The organism is Streptomyces sp. NPDC060198, assembly GCF_042728415.1.
In the GTDB taxonomy this organism is placed as follows: Bacteria; Actinomycetota; Actinomycetes; order Streptomycetales; family Streptomycetaceae; genus Streptomyces.
On the sequence record NZ_JBHWZJ010000143.1, the window covers coordinates 1 to 16825 of the forward strand.

16 protein-coding genes and 2 pseudogenes are annotated in these 16825 nt (G+C 71.3%); 13 read left to right on the top strand and 5 right to left on the bottom strand.

The window, feature by feature from the left end:
• The first annotated feature begins 112 nt into the window (after positions 1-112).
• A complete protein-coding gene (locus tag ACFWEP_RS18805; RefSeq protein WP_387371415.1) occupies positions 113-958 on the top strand; it encodes a prephenate dehydratase in 846 nt (281 codons plus the stop codon).
• 104 nt (positions 959-1062) lie between these two features.
• Here ACFWEP_RS18805 and ACFWEP_RS18810 read toward each other — a convergent pair whose 3' ends face one another.
• The 3 genes and pseudogenes from ACFWEP_RS18810 to ACFWEP_RS18820 all read right to left on the bottom strand — a co-directional run.
• Positions 1063-3033 carry an FHA domain-containing protein gene (locus ACFWEP_RS18810; RefSeq protein WP_387371416.1) on the bottom strand — a complete coding sequence of 657 codons (1971 nt, stop codon included), beginning with the start codon at positions 3031-3033 and terminating at the stop codon, positions 1063-1065.
• A 336-nt stretch (positions 3034-3369) separates the two neighbouring features.
• Positions 3370-3975 carry an RNA 2',3'-cyclic phosphodiesterase gene (thpR, locus tag ACFWEP_RS18815; protein ID WP_387371417.1) on the bottom strand — a complete coding sequence of 202 codons (606 nt, stop codon included), beginning with the start codon at positions 3973-3975 and terminating at the stop codon, positions 3370-3372.
• A gap of 293 nt (positions 3976-4268) precedes the next feature.
• Positions 4269-4502: pseudogene (locus tag ACFWEP_RS18820) on the bottom strand (TetR/AcrR family transcriptional regulator C-terminal domain-containing protein); the annotation flags it as partial.
• Positions 4503-4517: 15 nt separating this feature from the next.
• On the opposite strand from ACFWEP_RS18820, the pseudogene ACFWEP_RS18825 reads away from it, so the two are divergent.
• From ACFWEP_RS18825 to ACFWEP_RS18865, 9 genes and pseudogenes are all read left to right on the top strand, one after another.
• A pseudogene (locus ACFWEP_RS18825) lies at positions 4518-4844 on the top strand (FAD-dependent monooxygenase); the annotation flags it as partial.
• 229 nt (positions 4845-5073) lie between these two features.
• Positions 5074-5556, top strand: coding sequence for a DUF6924 domain-containing protein (locus ACFWEP_RS18830; protein WP_387371418.1), 483 nt, complete (start codon positions 5074-5076; stop codon positions 5554-5556).
• Positions 5557-6201: 645 nt separating this feature from the next.
• A complete protein-coding gene (locus tag ACFWEP_RS18835) occupies positions 6202-7062 on the top strand; it encodes a HipA family kinase (protein WP_387371419.1) in 861 nt (286 codons plus the stop codon).
• Complete coding sequence (locus ACFWEP_RS18840) at positions 7059-7442, top strand: DUF3037 domain-containing protein (RefSeq protein WP_387371420.1); 384 nt, start codon at positions 7059-7061, stop codon at positions 7440-7442. The genes ACFWEP_RS18835 and ACFWEP_RS18840 overlap by 4 nt, the downstream gene beginning before the upstream one ends.
• Positions 7443-7692: 250 nt before the next feature.
• Positions 7693-8454, top strand: coding sequence for a 3-oxoacyl-ACP reductase FabG (fabG, locus tag ACFWEP_RS18845; RefSeq protein WP_328722950.1), 762 nt, complete (start codon positions 7693-7695; stop codon positions 8452-8454).
• 20 nt (positions 8455-8474) lie between these two features.
• The gene (locus tag ACFWEP_RS18850) at positions 8475-9230 is read left to right on the top strand and encodes an SDR family oxidoreductase (protein WP_387371421.1); all 756 of its coding nucleotides are present in this window, start codon (positions 8475-8477) and stop codon (positions 9228-9230) included.
• Between the two features lie 115 nt (positions 9231-9345).
• Positions 9346-10923, top strand: a complete 1578-nt coding sequence (locus tag ACFWEP_RS18855; protein WP_387371422.1) for an ABC transporter substrate-binding protein — start codon at positions 9346-9348, stop codon at positions 10921-10923.
• A gap of 87 nt (positions 10924-11010) precedes the next feature.
• Positions 11011-11697: a uracil-DNA glycosylase gene (locus ACFWEP_RS18860; RefSeq protein ID WP_387371423.1), complete on the top strand. Its 687-nt coding sequence runs from the start codon at positions 11011-11013 to the stop codon at positions 11695-11697.
• A 249-nt stretch (positions 11698-11946) separates the two neighbouring features.
• Complete coding sequence (locus tag ACFWEP_RS18865; protein ID WP_387371424.1) at positions 11947-12426, top strand: hypothetical protein; 480 nt, start codon at positions 11947-11949, stop codon at positions 12424-12426.
• Between the two features lie 99 nt (positions 12427-12525).
• Here the strand turns inward: ACFWEP_RS18865 and ACFWEP_RS18870 are convergent, their stop codons facing one another.
• Positions 12526-12969: a hypothetical protein gene (locus ACFWEP_RS18870; protein WP_387371425.1), complete on the bottom strand. Its 444-nt coding sequence runs from the start codon at positions 12967-12969 to the stop codon at positions 12526-12528.
• Between the two features lie 256 nt (positions 12970-13225).
• Between ACFWEP_RS18870 and ACFWEP_RS18875 the strand changes: the two genes are divergently transcribed.
• Positions 13226-14140: a Gfo/Idh/MocA family protein gene (locus tag ACFWEP_RS18875; protein WP_387371426.1), complete on the top strand. Its 915-nt coding sequence runs from the start codon at positions 13226-13228 to the stop codon at positions 14138-14140.
• A gap of 154 nt (positions 14141-14294) precedes the next feature.
• On the opposite strand, the gene ACFWEP_RS18880 is transcribed toward ACFWEP_RS18875, so the two are convergent.
• The gene (locus tag ACFWEP_RS18880; RefSeq protein ID WP_387371427.1) at positions 14295-14603 is read right to left on the bottom strand and encodes a glycosyltransferase; all 309 of its coding nucleotides are present in this window, start codon (positions 14601-14603) and stop codon (positions 14295-14297) included.
• Positions 14604-15014: 411 nt separating this feature from the next.
• On the opposite strand from ACFWEP_RS18880, the gene ACFWEP_RS18885 reads away from it, so the two are divergent.
• Positions 15015-16247 (top strand): type III PLP-dependent enzyme, encoded by a 1233-nt coding sequence (locus tag ACFWEP_RS18885; protein WP_387371429.1) that lies wholly within the window; start codon positions 15015-15017, stop codon positions 16245-16247.
• Positions 16244-16801, top strand: a complete 558-nt coding sequence (locus tag ACFWEP_RS18890; protein ID WP_387371428.1) for a GNAT family N-acetyltransferase — start codon at positions 16244-16246, stop codon at positions 16799-16801. The genes ACFWEP_RS18885 and ACFWEP_RS18890 overlap by 4 nt, the downstream gene beginning before the upstream one ends.
• The last annotated feature ends 24 nt before the right edge of the window (positions 16802-16825 follow it).

Genomic DNA, 16825 nt, shown 5'->3' on the forward strand with positions numbered 1-16825 from the left:
AACCCGGTGTGCCCGGACCGGTCCCGTACTCCGATACTGCTTGCATGCGGGTGACGCGGAGAGGACTCCGTGACCCGCGACGGACAGGCTCCACGGTGGAAGGCAGAACAAGGTGACGATCGTCGCATATCAGGGGGAACCGGGCTCCAACTCGGCGACCGCCGCCCACGCGTTGTACCCCGGCTGCGGTGAAGTGCCTTGCACGGGATTCGAGCAGGCGCTGGACGCGGTGACGCTCGGTACCGCCGATGTCGCGGTGATCCCCGTGGACAACTCCGCCGCGGGGCGCGTCGCCGACGTGCACCATCTGCTGCCGGAGTCGGGTCTGTTCATCGTCGCGGAGTACTTCCTCGCGATCCGCTTCGACCTGATGGCCGTTCCGGGCACCTCGCTCGACCAGGTGGAGTGTGTACGCAGCCATGTGCACGCGCTCGGCCAGTGCCGGAAGCTGCTCCGCGAGGGCGGCTGGCGCACGCACGTCAGCGACGACACCGCCGGCTCGGCCCGCGAGGTCGCGGAGCTCGGCGACCCCCGGCAAGCCGCGCTCGCGCCGCCTGCCGCGGCCGAGCTGTACGGGCTGGACGTGCTGCGGTCCGAGGTGGAGGACGACCCCGAGAACACCACCCGCTTCGTGGTGCTCTCCCGTGACGCGGGTCCCTGGCCGGACCCGGACGGCTCCACGATGACCAGCCTCTTCTTCTGCGTACGCAACATCCCCAGCGCGCTCTTCAAGGCGCTCGGCGGCTTCGCCACCAGCGGCGTCAACCTCACGAAGATCGAGAGCTACCAGATGAGCGCGGGGCTCAGCCCCAGCCGCTTCTACGTGGAGATCGAGGGACACCCCGACGAGCCGCACGTCGCCCTCGCCCTGAACGAGCTGCGGTTCTTCTCGTCCGAGGTGCGGGTCCTCGGGGTCTACCCCGCGCACGCGCACCGGCTGCGCGGGCGCGCCGGCTGACACACCGGCCTACAGGGCGGCCCCCGGCGGCGGTCGCGCGCCCGGAGCCGCCGCGCCCCGGCGGTACGGTCACCGACGGGGCGCGCGACGACGTCGGCCCGCCCCTACTGCACCCCGGCGGACGGAAGACTCCGGGGATCGGCCGAGTGGACACCGGCGGGGACCGGTCCCGCCGGATGCGGGCCGCCGGACCGAGGAACGTAGACCGGCGAGTCGGACTGGTAAAAGAGGTCGATGTCGGCCTCCTCCCCGCCGACGATCAGGGTGTCCCAGGCGCCGCTCTCCTGGAGGGTGCGCAGGGTCGCCGGGTCGACCGAGGCGAGGTGGGAGCGGAGTTGCTCCATGGTGGGCATCCCGGGCAGCCGGGGAGCGAGACGGTCACGGATCGCCGCCATGCGGTCCAGCAGCTCGTCCAGATCGGGCCGCCCCGACGTCCGGCCGGCCTCTGGTCCCGTCGCTCTGCCCGCCTCCGCGCTGCGGGCGATGACGTCCTTGATCGCACGGGTGACGCCCTGCTCGTCGGTGGTCACCATGGCGTTCCACGCCCGGCTCTTGTGCCGGTACTGCAGCATGGACATCGCCGCCTCGTGCCGGATGAAGTCCGCGTCCCGCAAGGGCTTGCCCCGCCAGGCCCTGCTGAGTGAGCGGGCCAGAGAAGTGGCCGAGGCGAGACCGCTGTTGAGGCCGCGGCCGGGCCAGAAGTGGATCGCGTTGGCGGCGTCGCCCAGGAGGAAGCCGTACGTCCCCGGCGTCGTGGCGGTCGGGCGCAGGAGCTGGGCCGTGAACCGCGGGCGTTGCACCATGTCCAGCCGGAACGACGTGATCGCGGAGAGATCGTCCTCGGGCACACCGAACAGGTTCAGGCCCTGCCGGATCTCCTTCCACAGCGGCGAGCTGCGCAGCAGCGCGGGCAGGAAGAGCGTCCCGTGCGTGGAGCAGCGGAACTCGTTGTCCTCCTCCCGGTTCATCAGGCAGGGGCGGGCCGCGATGCACTCCTCGAAGACCTGGCGGACCGGATCGATACCGATCACGCCCTTGGCCTCCTCGCGGGTGAGCCGCATGTTCAAGAAGCCCTCACCCCGCAGCGAGTTGAGCAGGAACCGGTTCTGCGACACGGTCAGCAGCACACTCATCGGGTCCGACAGCCGCGACTTGACCCGCAGCCCCAGCACGACGTCCTGGAGGTGCTCGCCGTCCAGGGAGTAGATGGAGGCGTCGGCCGTGCCGAAGCGGTCCGCGAAGTGGTCGCGGGTGCGGGAACGCCCGCCTTCCCCGATCACCAGGACGTGCTCCTGGGCGAGCCGGCTCTTGCGCTCCACCGGGTCGAACCGGTGCGGGACGAGCTGGATCGCCGGCCGCGTGTTCGCCAGGGCGAGGAGCCGGTCCTCGATGTAGGCGATCCGGATGTTGCGGGGCGGGCGGCCGTCGACGGAGTCCGGTCCCACCGGCCACATCTCCGAGTACGCGGCCTCGTCGCCGAACAGCGCCGCACGCACCTCCTCGGAGAGCGCGAGGTACTGCCGGCTCTGGACCGTCACGACCTGCTGACGGCGCACGTTGCCCTGCGACTCGTCCTTCCAGACGACTTCTGCTCCCTTGCGGACCCACCGGCCGTCGTAGACGGTGATCGCCACCCGTCCGCTCAGCGCCTCCTCCAGGGCCAGCGCGAAGGCGAGCCCCACCGGACCGCCGCCGGTGACCGTGACCCGCAGGGTGCCGGGGTTGGCCGCCGCGTTCAGCCGGGGCAGGTGCAGCTGGGAGAGGTCGATGACCGTCTCCATGACGTCCTGCGCCTCGAAGAGGAAGGTTTCGTCACCGATGCGCACGCAGTCGTTCGCACGCAGAACGTGGCGGGTGACGCGCTGGTCGTTGACGTACGTGCCGTTCCTGCTGTCACGGTCGTGGAGGACGTACGCTCCGTCCTCCTTGACGATCTCGGCATGCAGTCGGGAGGCGCTCGGACTCACGATCACGACCCCGTTGTCGCCCTTGCGGCCGAACGTGAGAGGGGCGGTGCCCAGAACCACGCTCTGGCCGGCGAAGGGGCCCGTACGGCCCACGATGACTGATGGCATTGAAAAACGCTCCTTAGGAACGAAGCCCATCCCCAACGGCTCGCCCGTTGCCGCTGATCCGGCCCACGAGCGTTCCCGTACCCCGTACTGACGGGCCTTCGGCCCCGACGCGTCCCCCTGTCCGCTCCGGCGTACCGCCCCGTCGGTCACTCCGTTCGCGACGGCCCCGTCCGTCCCGTCCGTTCCCTGATTTCTCATCAATTCGCGGCGTATCAGGCCGTGTTGGCTGGTCACCGATGAGGCCTCGAAGTCTACGGGACAGGCTCGGTACGTGGCCAAGGGTTGGACCCCGGCGCGTGGCGCACGACGCCGGGGCGCACGTCCCGCGGGGCGGCGTCAGGACGTGTGCGGGCCCGGCGCCCTCCCGTCGCCGAGCGCCCATGCCTCGATGTCGCGGTAGTGGATCGGGCCGCTGCTGCGGCCCACGTTGCTGCCGACCAGATGCAGACGGGCCGCAGGCCATCCGCCGCCGCGGAACCCGGCGAGCCCCGCCGCGATCTCGCCCGCCGAGGTCAGGTCGCCCCGGCGGGCGCGGGCGAGGGTCAGATGCGGCCGGAAGGGCCGCTCCGTGAACGCGACACCGTGCTCCCGGACGGCGGTGCGCACGTCGGCGGCGAGCCCGTGCAGCTCGTCGAGATCGCCGTCGATCCCGCTCCACAGCACCCGGTCGTCGAAGCTGCCGCTGCCCCGCAGCGCCAGCCGGGGTGGCCGGTGGGTCGTCGCGAGGCCGGCCAGGAGCGGGCGCAGCGCCGGGACCGCTTCCACCGGAAGTTCGCCGAGGAACGCCAGGGTGATGTGCCAGTCCTCGATGCGGTTCCACCGCATCAGGGGGTGCGTGCCGTAGGCCGGGCGCAGCTCCCGGGCCAGCTCCTCCTTCGCGTGGTCGGGCGGGGCGAGGGCGATGAACACGCGAACGGTCGCGGGTCGGGTCTCTTCGTTCACACCTGTCTTCGTACCGCACCCGACCGTCGGCGTGACGACGGGGTGGGGGACGGACGGCAGCGGCCCTGAGGCGGTGCCGGCCTCGCCGTGCCGGCCGGCGTCGTGCCGGCCGGCGTCGTGATGCGCAAGCTCGGCGTCGACGACCTCCTCGAATTCGACCCGACCCGCGTCGGAGACGACTTCCCCTGCCCGTAAGCGTGTCCACGCCGGGGGAGTCCCGTGCGGTGACCGCTCGCGGGCCGCCGCGCCCGCGGCAGGGCCGGGCGGTTCTCGGGCGACGGCTTCGGTCCCGGTCACTCCGGGCGAGAGCCGCGCATCGGATCAAGCCGGTGACCGGGGAGTCTGGCCGCCACGGCGTCGAGGACCCACACCAGGCCGGTCTCGAAGGACGCCTCCGCGTCCACGTCCGTGCCCTCGTGCACGGCCTTGGCCAGCGCGGGGAAGCGGCCGGTGGCCAGCATTCCCGTCATGCGCGGGCCGTGGGCGCGCTGCCAGTCGTGTGTGGACAGACCGGTGGTCCGCTCGGCAGACACCGCATCGCCGTGGTCGGGAGCGGCCCCGCCGGCCTCACCTTCGCCCGTGTCCCGCACCGCCACGGCTACCCCGTCAGCGTCCTCGAACGCGATTTTACCCCCGACGCGCGCCCTGCGGGCGGTGCGCTCGACCTGCGCGAAGGGATGGGCCAGCTCGCGCTGGACAAGGCAGGTCCGCTGGCGGAGTTCCACGAGCTGTCCCGCCCAAAGGGGCAGGCCATGCGCATCCTGGACCAGGCCGGGACCGTCCTGCGCGACTGGGGCCCCCGCCCGGACGACCGGGCCAAGCCCGAGATCGACCGCGGGCAACTCCGCGACCTGCTGCTCGGCCCTCTCGCCCTCTTCGACGAGGTCCAGCCGTCCTGACGGTCGAGCGGGGAGGGGGAAGCGCCACCGGTGCCGCGCGGCGGTCGCAACGGGGGCTCCATGGCGCTCGGTCCGCCGAACCGGGTCGACGGGGGGCACGCACTCCGGGGCCCCGTCGGCCGAGGCGCCCGCAGGCGCTGTCGGCGCCCTCGCGTAGCCTGCGTGCCGCACGCATGGTGCGGAGGTGTGGGGGAGCGGGATGAGCGACCGTATCGAATGGCCGTCGGGACGCGACGAGGATGCCGCGCTGATCATCAGGACCGACTATCGCGACGAGCGGGCGTGGTCGGCCGTGAAAGCGGCGCTGATGACGAACCGGGCCCAGGAGGAAGACCTCGTACCGTACGTCCACATCGTCGACGATCCGCGATGGAGTGGATTCGCGCCCGCTCGGATCCTGTCGGAGGCAGCCGCGTACGAGGAGCGGGGCGTCGTCTACCTCGCGGACCGCAGCTCGATGCGGGAAGAGAACCCCGTCACCTTGCTGGCGCTGTCACTGCTGACCAGGGAGCGGTGTGAAAGCGACGAGGAGTTCGAGGCGTACGGCGGCGCCTTCCGCGTGGTGCCCCGGGGCATCCACGAGATGAACGCGAACCTCATGATCGCCAACTTGGACTTCGGTGACTTCATGGATGCCGCCAGGAGCGATCCCGAGGGGCTTTTCCGGGGATTCACCGGCTGAACCGGCCGCTCCCGGCCTCGTGAGGTCCCCACGGCCTGCCGCGGGGACGGGTGTGGACCGCTGTGGCGGCGATGTCGCGGGTCCGTGGCGTCATCGGCCCCTCAGCCGCCGATCGACGAGGCGATCACTACCCGCGAAGGCGCCCGGGGCCAGGGCTCTCGGGCCACCAGCGCGAGGGGCCGGACGGTTGGCCGTGACGGTTTCCTGGCCCGGTGGGCGGGCGGACGGTCGGTGGCCGGCGGCGGTCGGGGAACCGCGAGCGCTGATCCCGCTCACGGAGCCCGCGGACCCTCCGGTCGTCGTGCTCGAAGGCACGAGCGAGTAAGCGGCACCCGCCGCCGCGCCGGACCTCTCGGTGAAGACGTCTCCGTCGTGCCGGGAGCCGGGGAGCCCGTCGTGATCTCGGCGAGGCCGCTCGGGCGCTCGCCTCCTTCGATCACCCTGAGTTACTATGCTCACTTCGTGCCGGAGGCCGGCAGCGAGGGGCGTGACCTCATCGACGGGCTGCCCGGGGGCGAGGGAAAGCGGCGTGCCGGTCGAGAATCCCCACGTTCTCCCCGGCGTCGCCGGTCGGGCCGGTTCCTCGTTGCACCCGCAGACGAGTTCCGTGGATTGCAAGGTTGAAGAGATGGGTGGATTGCGAAAGTGCTGAAAGAGGTCACCGCGACCCGCTACGTCACGCCCCTGCGTGAGGGTGGATCGCTCCCCGGGATCGTCGAGGCCGACGACCTCGGTACGTACGTCATGAAGTTCACCGGGGCGGGTCAGGGCCGCAAGACCCTCGTCGCGGAGGTCATCTGCGGGGAGCTGGGCCGCCGCCTCGGGCTGCGGGTCCCGGAGCTGGTGACCATGCAGCTCGACCCGGTCATCGGGCTCGGCGAGCCCGACCAGGAGGTGCAGGAACTGCTCAAGGCGAGCGGCGGTCTGAACCTCGGGATGGACTACCTTCCCGGATCGCTGGGCTTCGACCCGCTCGCGTACCACGTCGATCCGGCTGAGGCCGGGCGGATCGTCTGGTTCGACGCGCTGATCAACAACGTCGACCGGTCCTGGCGCAATCCCAACATGCTGGTCTGGCACGGCGACGTCTGGCTGATCGACCACGGCGCCACGATGATCTGGCACCACAACTGGCCGGGCGCCCAGGCGTCCGCGGCCAAGCCGTACAACGCCTCCGACCATGTGCTCGCGCCCACCGGTCCGGACATCGCGGCAGCCGCCGCGGCCCTGGCGCCGCTCGTCACCGAGGAGCTGCTCACCGAGGTGACGGCCCAGGTGCCCGACGAGTGGCTGTCCGGCGAGCCCGGGTTCGACTCGACGGACGAACTGCGCCGCGCGTACGTGGCGCCCCTGCTGGCCCGTGCCGCCACCATCCACGAGCGCATCGTCATGGACGCCCCGGCGCCGACCGGCCCGTCCAAGGCCCCCGGCTGGCTCGCCGACCGCCTCGCCCCGAGGGCTCAGGCGGCGAACCTCCACCCGACGGAGAAGGACGAGACCCGATGAGCACGCGCGAGGTCTTCGAGTACGCCCTGCTGCGCGTCGTCCCCCGCGTCGAGCGCGGGGAGTGCTTCAACGCCGGGGTTCTCGTCTACAGCCGGGCGTACTCCTTCGTCGCCGCCCGTACCCACCTCGACGAGGGCAAGCTGCGTGCGCTCGACCCCGCCGCCGACGTCGTCGGGGTGCGGGCCGCGCTGCGGGCGGTGGAGAACGTCTGCGGCGGCGGTGACGCGGCGGGCCAGGCGGCCGGTGACGACGCCGGGCGGCGCTTCCGCTGGCTGATCGCCCCCCGCTCCACGGTCGTGCAGCCGGGCCCCGTGCACACCGGCCTGACGCTGGACCCGGCGGCCGAGGTCGAGCGCCTGCTCGGCCTTCTCGTTCACTGAGGACCCCGTACCGCACCTCCCGGAGGGGCTGTCCGCGACTGTTGCGGGCGGCCCCTCCGTCGTCTCCTTCGGGTGTGACATGCACCCCTGGGTGTCGTGGGCGTTGACACCGAGTGCCAGGGCTTCTAGCGTCACCACCACAACAGTACTAAGCGCTTGCTCAGTCAGCGGGGGTCGCGCCGGGAGGGTCCGGTGCGGTGGATTCTCCGGTGTCGGCCGGGCGGCGATCCAACGGCGAGGAGAACCCAGCATGTCCACCACCGAGCAGCGTGTCGCCATCGTGACGGGAGCGGCGCGAGGCATTGGCGCCGCCACCGCCGTGCGCCTGGCGGCCGAGGGCCGCGCCGTGGCCGTACTCGATCTCGACGAGGCCGCCTGCAAGGAGACCGTCGAGAAGATCACCGCCGCCGGCGGCACCGCGCTCGCCGTCGGCTGCGACGTGTCGGACGCCGCACAGGTGGAGGCCGCCGTCGCGCGCGTCGTCGCCGAGCTCGGCGCTCCGACGATCCTGGTCAACAACGCGGGCGTGCTCCGCGACAACCTGCTCTTCAAGATGAGCGAGTCCGACTGGGACATCGTGATGAACGTCCACCTCAAGGGCGCGTTCCTGATGGCCAAGGCCGTCCAGAAGCACATGGTGGACGCCAAGTTCGGGCGTATCGTCTCGCTCTCCTCATCCTCGGCGCTCGGCAACCGCGGTCAGGCCAACTACTCGGCCGTCAAGGCCGGTCTCCAGGGCTTCACCAAGACCCTCGCCATCGAGCTCGGCAAGTTCGGCATCACCGCCAACGCCGTCGCGCCCGGGTTCATCGTGACGGAGATGACCGCCCAGACCGCGGCCCGCGTCGGGATGGGCTTCGAGGAGTTCCAGGCCGCCGCCGCCACGCAGATCCCCGTCCAGCGCGTGGGCCGCCCCGACGACATCGCCAACGCCATCTCCTTCTTCACCGGTGACGACGCGGGCTTCGTCTCCGGCCAGGTGCTGTACGTCGCCGGCGGCCCGCTCAACTGACCCGAAGGACGAGGGACATCATGACTGTGCAGGACAGCGGGAAGGTCGCGCTCGTCACCGGCGCGAGCCGGGGCATCGGGTACGGCGTCGCCGAGGCGCTCGTCGCCCGCGGCGACCGGGTCTGCATCACGGGCCGCGGCGAGGAGGCTCTCAAGGAGGCCGTCGAGCGGCTGGGCTCCGACCGGGTGATCGGCGTCGCCGGGAAGGCGCACGACGAGGCGCACCAGGCGCAGGCGGTCGAGCGCACCATGGAGGCGTTCGGCCGCGTCGACTTCCTCGTCAACAACGCGGGAACGAACCCGGTGTTCGGCCCCATGGCGGAGCTCGACCTCGGCGTCGCGCGCAAGGTCTTCGAGACCAACGTGATCTCGGCACTCGGGTTCGCCCAGCAGATCTGGAAGGCCTGGCAGGCGCAGAACGGCGGGGCGATCGTCAACATCGCCTCGGTGGCCGGGATTTCGGCTTCGCCGTTCATCGGCGCGTACGGCATGAGCAAGGCCGCCATGGTCAACCTGACGCTCCAGCTGGCCCACGAGTTCGCGCCGGTCGTCCGCGTCAACGCGATCGCCCCGGCCGTCGTCAAGACCAAGTTCGCCGAGGCGCTGTACGAGGGCCGCGAGGCCGAGGTGATCGCCGCGTACCCCATGGCCCGGCTGGGAGTTCCCAAGGACATCGGCGGGGCGGCAGCCTTCCTCACCTCGGAGCAGGCGGGCTGGATCACCGGACAGACGCTGGTGATCGACGGGGGAATCTTCCTCAATGCCGGAGTGAGCTGAGCGGCCTGCCACGGTTCGCCCCAATTGACGCAAGTGCCCTGCCGGGCCGGGTGATTGGCCCGGCAGAGCGCTGCGGTATGGTCTGCCGACCCATGGCTGATCGAGGAGCGTGCACGTGTTCTACCGGGCCAGTCTGCAGGCTGCTGCAGCCCTAGCATCCCTGTCACTCGTCGCCGGCTGCAGCGTGTTCTCCGGCAGCAGTTCGGACGTCGACCAGCACATCTCGGTCGGGACGACCAGCTCGCCCTCGACTCTGGACCCGGCCGGAGCCTGGGACAACTCCTGGGAGCTGATGCGCAACGTCTTCCAGACCCTGGTGTCCTTCCCCACCGGCAGTACGAAGCCCGAACCCGACGCGGCGGAGTGCACCTTCACCGACTCCACGAGCATGGCCTACCGCTGCACGCTCCGGGACGGCCTGGAGTTCTCGGACGGCGAGAAGCTCGACGCCGAGGCGGTCAAGTACTCCATCGACCGGATCGTGGCGATCAAGGCGAAGGGCGGCCCGCTCGGTCTGCTGGGCTCGCTCGACCGGGTGGAGACCAAGGGGGACGACCTGGTCATCTTCCACCTGAACAAGTCGGACGCCACCTTCCCCTTCGTTCTCGCGACCCCGGCCATGTCGATCGTCGCGCCGAAGCAGTACCCCAAGGACAAGCTCCGCACCGGCAACTCGGTCACCGGCTCGGGGCCCTACGTCCTCGACCACTACGAGCCCCACAGCGTCGCGGAGCTGAAGAGGAACGACAGCTACAAGGGGTTCGCGGACCGGAAGAACGACTCGGTCACCATCAGGTACTACGAGAAGTCCGACGCGATGGTCACGGCGCTGAGGGGCGACAAGATCGACGCCACTTACCGCGGCCTCACCGCCGACGAGGTGATCGGCCTCCAGGGCAGCAAGGAGGAGAACAAGGGTCTCCAGCTCGTCGAGTCCGTGGGCGCCGACATCCGCTTCCTCGTCTTCAACCCGAAGGACCCCGTCGCCGGCAAGCGGGCCGTGCGCGAGGCCGTCGCCCGTCTCGTGGACCGGGACTCCCTCGTCGCCAAGGTCTACCAGGGCACGGCCGAACCCCTCTACTCCATCGTGCCGAAGGGCATCGCCGCGCACACCACCAGCTTCTTCGACGCCTTCGGGGACCCCGACGTGACGAAGGCGCGCCAAGTGCTCTCCGACGCCGGGATCACGGAGCCGGTCGAGATGACGTTCTGGTACACCACGGACCGCTACGGTTCCTCGACCGCGCCGGAGTTCGAGGAGATCAAGCGGCAGCTGGAGAAGTCGGGGCTCTTCAAGATCACTCTGAAGAGCGCGCCCTGGACCACCTTCCAGGAAGGCTTCAACAAGGGCGACTACGCGGTCTTCGGCCGCGGCTGGTTCCCCGACTTCCCGGACCCCGACAACTTCATCGCGCCCTTCGTCGGCAAGGAGAGCGCCACCGGAGGCATGTACGTCAACAAGAAGATCACCGAGGAGATCCTGCCCGCCTCGCGCCAGGAGAGCGACCGCGGCGCGGTCAGCAAGCAGTTCGCCGAGGCCCAGCAGATCATGGTGCAGGACATCCCGCTGCTGCCGCTCTGGCAGGGCAAGCTCTACATCGCGGCCGGCGAGGACATCGGAGGCGGCGAGCGCGCCCTCGACCCGCAGACCGTCATGCAGATGTGGGAGCTGTACCGCAAGGCCAGCTGGTAATCCGGCGAACGGGGGACACCGGCCCGCTGTCAGAGGGGCCGGGTAGGTTCTCTCCCAAGAACCGAATGCTCTCTGGAGGCTGTCCACGTGACCGACACCGACCTGCTGCTGCCCGAGTCCTGGCGCGGCGTCCTCGGCGACGAAATGCAGAAGCCGTACGTGAAGGAGCTTGCGGACTTCGTCGAGGAGCAGCGGGCCGAGGGGCCGGTGTACCCGCCGCGCGACCAGGTCTTCGCCGCTCTGGACGCCACCCCCTTCGACCGGGTGAAGGTGCTCGTCCTCGGCCAGGACCCGTACCACGGCGAGGGGCAGGGCCACGGGCTGTGCTTCTCCGTGCGGCCCGGCGTCAGGACGCCCCCCTCGCTACGCAACATCTACAAGGAGATGCAGGAGGAGCTCGGCCTCCCCGTCCCGGACAACGGTTACCTCATGCCCTGGGCCGAGCAGGGTGTCCTGCTGCTCAACGCCGTCCTCACCGTGCGCGCCGGCGAGGCCAACTCGCACAAGGGCAAGGGCTGGGAGAAGATCACCGACGCGGTGATCCGAGCCGTGGCCGAGCGCCCCGAGCCTGCCGTGTTCGTCCTCTGGGGCAACTACGCGCAGAAGAAGCTCCCGCTCATCGACGAGTCGCGCCACGCGGTCGTGAAGGGCGCGCACCCCTCGCCGCTCTCCGCGAAGAGGTTCTTCGGGTCGCGGCCCTTCACCCAGATCAACGAAGCCGTGGCCGCCCAGGGGCACGACCCCATCGACTGGCGCATCCCCGACCTCGGCTGATCCCGGACGGGCGAGGCGCCGGGTGCCAGGACTGCGGCGAGCGGGACGGCCTGCGGAGCGGGTGGGCCGTCCTGCCGCGCCTGAGCCTGATCGCCCACCGGTGCGGCTAGGGTCTGTCCCGTCACCGGAGCCGGGTCCGGCACGCCCCGCCGGAAGGTTCCGGGCCCGCGCCCGCCCGTTCCGCACCCGTGCAGGGCCCGCTCCCGCACCGCGGCCCCCGTTGCCGCACACCCGATGAGGGAGGCCGCAGTGGCGGAGCAGCAGCAGTCGGCGACGGACGCCGTCAGCACCCGGATCGGCCAGGCGGTCATTCTCCTGCACGGCGGGGACCGCGAAGAGGCCCGTAACCGCTTCGCCGTCCTCTGGTCCGAGCTGGGTGAGGACGCCGATCCGTTCCACCGCTGCACCTTGGCGCACTACATGGCCGACACCCAGGACGATCCCGGTGACGAACTGGCCTGGGACCTGCGCGCCTGGAACGCGGCGGCCGAAGGGCTGACCGGCGAACGGCCCGCCGCTCGCCAGGACCTCCTCGCCCTGCACGCGTTCTCCCCGGCACTGCACCTGGGCCTCGCCGCGGACTACCTCAAGCTTCATCGCCCCGAGGCCGCCCGACACCATCTGGACCGTGCCCGGAAGGCGGCGGACGCGCTCCCCGACGGAGGCCGCGGCAACGGCGTCAGGACCGCCATCGACCGGCTGGAGGCGCGCCTCCGCAAGGAACGCTGAGCCGCACCCCGCCCACCCGCTCTCCGGCGCTCCCGGCCGCCTGCCCGGCAGGGACGACCGGCCTTCCCGAGGTAACCCCTCTCCGCCGAAGGGGCCGTCTCAGTGGCCGTACGCCTGATCGCAGATCTTGGACTGCGGGCTCGTCGCGGACCACCCCCCGATACCGCGTCCGAGCGCGCAGACGCCCTTGCCGGACGCCGGAACACGAGGCAGGCCGGACACCGTCAGCGTCGGAAGTGTGACGGGCGGGCGCCTCGGTGGGTAGGCCGCCGGCGGAGCGCCGCCCGGCGGCTCCACATGCGGCCCGGACGCGGGAGCCGGGTCCGGGTACGCCGGGGCGGACGCGGACGGGGAGGCTTCCGGGAGGGCGTCCAGCGCCTCACGGGCAGGCGGCTGCCCGATCTGCGGCTCCACCTCTTGGACGGGGCGGTTCGGCGCCGGCGGCGGAGCCCCCGGCCCGCCGGGGTTGACCGTCACACAGCCGGACACGGTGGCGACAGCCACGCCCACGAGGACCGCCACGGTCATTCTGGTTCGTTGCACCCGGTAACTCTGCGGGTGAGCAGGGCGTTGCGGGAGTCCGTACGCGCCGAATGCCCCGCACGAGTGACCCGGTCAGCGCGCTGCGAACGGCGCCCGTTCGTACGGCGGAACGATCACCACGGGTGAAACGGACGGCTCGTTCGCGCCGGCGCGTGCCGTCGGCGGGTCCGAGGAATCGCCGGCCGGCTGCCGTCGCCGTCGCGCCCGTATGCTGCCGGGATCAAGGACGAGCGCACGGCAAGGTGAGGGAGCATTCGTGAAGGTCGGCTGCATCGGACTCGGGGACATCGCGCAGAAGGCCTATCTGCCCGTTCTCACCGCTCTGCCGGGGATCGAACTGCATCTCCGGACCAGGACCCCCGCCACCCTGGACACCGTCGCCGCCGCGCACCGGATCCCCGCCGAGCGGTGTCACACCACCCTGGACTCGCTGCTGGAGCAGGGGCTCGACGCCGCGTTCGTCCACGCTCCGACGGCCGTCCACCCGGAGATCACCGCCCGGCTGCTGGAAGCCGGCGTCCCGACCTACGTCGACAAGCCGCTCGCGTACGAACTCGCCGACTCCACCCGGCTGGTGGAGCTCGCCGAGGAACGCGGCACCAGTCTCGCGGTGGGCTTCAACCGGCGTCTGGCCCCCGGCTACGCGCAGTGCGCCGACCACCCGCGCGAGCTGATCCTGCTGCAGAAGAACCGGGTGGGACTGCCCGAGGACCCCCGCACGATGGTGCTCGACGACTTCATCCACGTCGTGGACACGCTGCGCTTTCTGGTCCCGGGCCCCGTCGACCGGGTATCGGTGCGGGCCAGGATCGAGGACGGGCTGATGCACCACGTCGTCCTCGAACTGTCCGGCGACGGCTTCACCGCCATCGGCATGATGAACCGCCGGGGCGGCTCCACCGAGGAGATCCTCGAAGTCTCCGGCCAGGACAGCAAGCGGCAGGTCCTCAACCTCGCGGAGATCATCGACCACAAGGGCCAGCCCAGCCTGCGCCGGCGCGGCGACTGGGTGTCCGTCGCACGCCAGCGTGGCATCGAGAGCTGTGTCACCTCCTTCCTCGACGCCGTACGCACCGGCGTGACGCTCAGCGCGCGTGACGCGCTCGCCACCCACGAACTGTGCGAGCGCGTGGTGCTGGAGGCGCTGGAACAGGCCTCGTACGACCGCTGACGGCGAGGTCGACCGAGGGTGTTCCGCCGGTCCCGCGGCGCGGCGGAGCGTGACCACGCGACGTCCCGGCGGGCCGAGGAGCGGCGCACGCTCTCGTCCCGCCGGGCTTCGGCAGCTCGGGCCGCCCTCCACCGGCCGGTCGTACCCGGGGGCCTCAGACGGGGACGACGGCTCCTTCGCGCACCCATCCCCGGCCGTCCGCCGCCGCGTCGGTGGTGACCAGGACGTAGCCGTACTCGTTGTAGGAGGCGCCCTCGCAGGTCGACGCTCCGACTATGTCGCCGGCGTACTTGGTCTTGACGACGACACTGTTCGGATTCGGGTTCTCGTACACCCCGGCGGTCGGCCAGACGACCTTGTACTGGCAGCCTGCCGCCGCAGTGGCGCCGGGAGCGGTGGCGAGCGCTCCTGCCAGGACGAGCGCGGTGGCCAGGACGGTGGTGGCGGGACGGGTCATGCCCATGATCGGGGACTCTCCTCAACGGACGACAGTGTGTCAGGTGCATGATCATAGAGCCGCGTCGGGCCACGACATCCGTGGGAGGTACCCCGGCCGCTTCGCTCCCGGTGCCCCTGCTCCTGCAGACGGCGTCCCGCGCCTCCGGGGAGCCGTGTCCGACGCCCGTAAGCCCTGCGGAGTGACCGGCCGGTGCGGGCCGAGCCGTCAGCGCCGCACCGAACCGGACGGGCGGAAACCTGCTCACGTGTCATAACCGCCTCCGGACTCCCTCGTTGCCTCTCATGGGTGCCGGAACGATCGAGGCACCGATCATCCAGTCCGATGGGGAGTTCACGCGTGAGGCCGCAGGCCACCGACACGTATCAGATCGCCGGACAGCGCCGGACGTCCGAGCGCGACGGAACCGTCCGACGCGTGCCGGCCGCCCCGCGGACGTCCGCCCCGCCCCTCCTCGGCCGGCACGACGGCTCCGCCCTGCGCGCCGCGCTGGCCGCCGCGGCCGAGGACACCATCATCTACGACCTGGCGGGCATCGGGCGCCAGTACGCCGCCCTCCGCGCCGAACTGCCCGGCACCGCAGTCCGGTTCGCGATGAAGGCGTGTCCGGTGGACGAGGTGCTCGGCCATCTCGCCCGGCTCGGTTCCGGCTTCGACGCGGCCGGACCGCAGGAGATCGTCCAGGCGCTGCGCACCGGCGTGGCCCCCGAGCTGATCCACTACGGCAACACCGTCAAGTCCGACCGCAACATCGCCGACGCCTACCGGCTGGGCGTGCGCGACTTCGCCACCGACAGCCGGGAGGACGTCGCCGCGATCGCCGAACACGCCCCAGGATCAGCCGTGTTCTGCCGTCTCACGACCACCGGCGACGGCGCGTTGTGGGGCCTGAGCCACAAGTTCGGCTGCTCGCCCGAGGACGCCCTGCGGGTACTCCTCGACGCTCGGGACGCCGGGCTGGTGCCCTCCGGCCTGTCGGTGCACGTCGGCTCCCAGCAGATGACGCCCGAAGCCTGGAGCGAGGCGATCGAGACGCTGGCCGCCACCCTGGAGGCGCTCCACCGGCAGGGCGTGGTGCCGGAGCGGATCAACCTCGGTGGTGGACTGCCCGCCCTCGGCGTCCTCGACCGGTGCGGTCGGCCACTGGATCCGCCCCTGGACAAGATGTTCGCGGTGATCCGCGAGGGCATGGAACGGCTGCGTGCCGTCAACCCCGCCCCGCTGTCCTTCTTACTGGAACCCGGCCGCCACCTGGTCGCCGATCACGGCGCGATCCGCGCCCACGTCGCCCGGCTCACCTCCCGCCATCGGGCCGACGGCACACGTGAAGACTGGCTCTACCTCAGCTGCGGAAAGTTCAACGGCCTGTACGAGATGGACCAGTTGCAGTACCGGCTTGAGTTCCCGACCCGCGCGGGCGAGCCGCTCGTCGACGCGGTGGTGGCCGGTCCCACGTGCGACAGCGACGACGCGTACGCCCAGCAGGGCGGCATGGTGCGGGTCCCGCGCACCGTAGCCTCCGGTGACCCGGTCTGGGTCCACTCCTGCGGCGCGTACGCCGTCGCCTACGCCACCCAGGGGTTCAACGGCTTCGCGCCGCTGCCGTACACCTGCGTCGGCGGCCCGGCTCCGGACGGAGAGTGCGCGTGACCGAGATCCGTGTCCGGCCGCTCGCGGAGGACGACTGGGACGAGGTGGTCGCGCTGGAGGAACGCGCCTACGCGGCGAGCGGCCTGTCCGAGGGGCGGGAGGCGCTGCGCTCCCGGCACCTCGCCTCGCCCTCGACCTGCTTCGTGGTGGAGCACGCGGGCCGCTTCGGCGGCTACCTGCTCGCCCTGCCGTACCCGCTCTTTCGCTGCCCGGACCTGAGCCTGGCCGAGGTCGAAGCGGTCCGGCAGAGCGGCCGGGAGGACAACCTGCACCTCCACGACGTGGTGATCGCCGAGCGGGCGCGCCGCAGGGGTCTGGCCCGTCGGATGCTCCGGCAACTGGAGGAGACCGGGCGTGCGGGCCGTCACCGGACACTCTCCCTGGCCGCCGTGGGCGGCTCGCGAAGGCTGTGGGCCGCGTGGGGCTTTCGCGCCCGGCCCGAGATCGTGCTGCCCGCGAGCTACGGCGCCGAGGCGGTCTACATGACGAAGTCGCTGGAAGCCGCCGCCACCGGTCCGGACGGCAGCCGGTCCTCCGCGGCGGGAGCGAGCTGATCGCGGCTGTACGCGGACGTCCGC

Coding starts and splice junctions, on each gene's coding strand:
- ACFWEP_RS18830 (WP_387371418.1), top strand. CDS start 5,074: ATGAGCGACCGTATCGAATGGCCGTCGGGACGCGACGAGGATGCCGCG.
- ACFWEP_RS18850 (WP_387371421.1), top strand. CDS start 8,475: ATGACTGTGCAGGACAGCGGGAAGGTCGCGCTCGTCACCGGCGCGAGC.
- ACFWEP_RS18840 (WP_387371420.1), top strand. CDS start 7,059: ATGAGCACGCGCGAGGTCTTCGAGTACGCCCTGCTGCGCGTCGTCCCC.
- fabG (WP_328722950.1), top strand. CDS start 7,693: ATGTCCACCACCGAGCAGCGTGTCGCCATCGTGACGGGAGCGGCGCGA.
- ACFWEP_RS18810 (WP_387371416.1), bottom strand. CDS start 3,033: ATGCCATCAGTCATCGTGGGCCGTACGGGCCCCTTCGCCGGCCAGAGC.
- ACFWEP_RS18880 (WP_387371427.1), bottom strand. CDS start 14,603: ATGGGCATGACCCGTCCCGCCACCACCGTCCTGGCCACCGCGCTCGTC.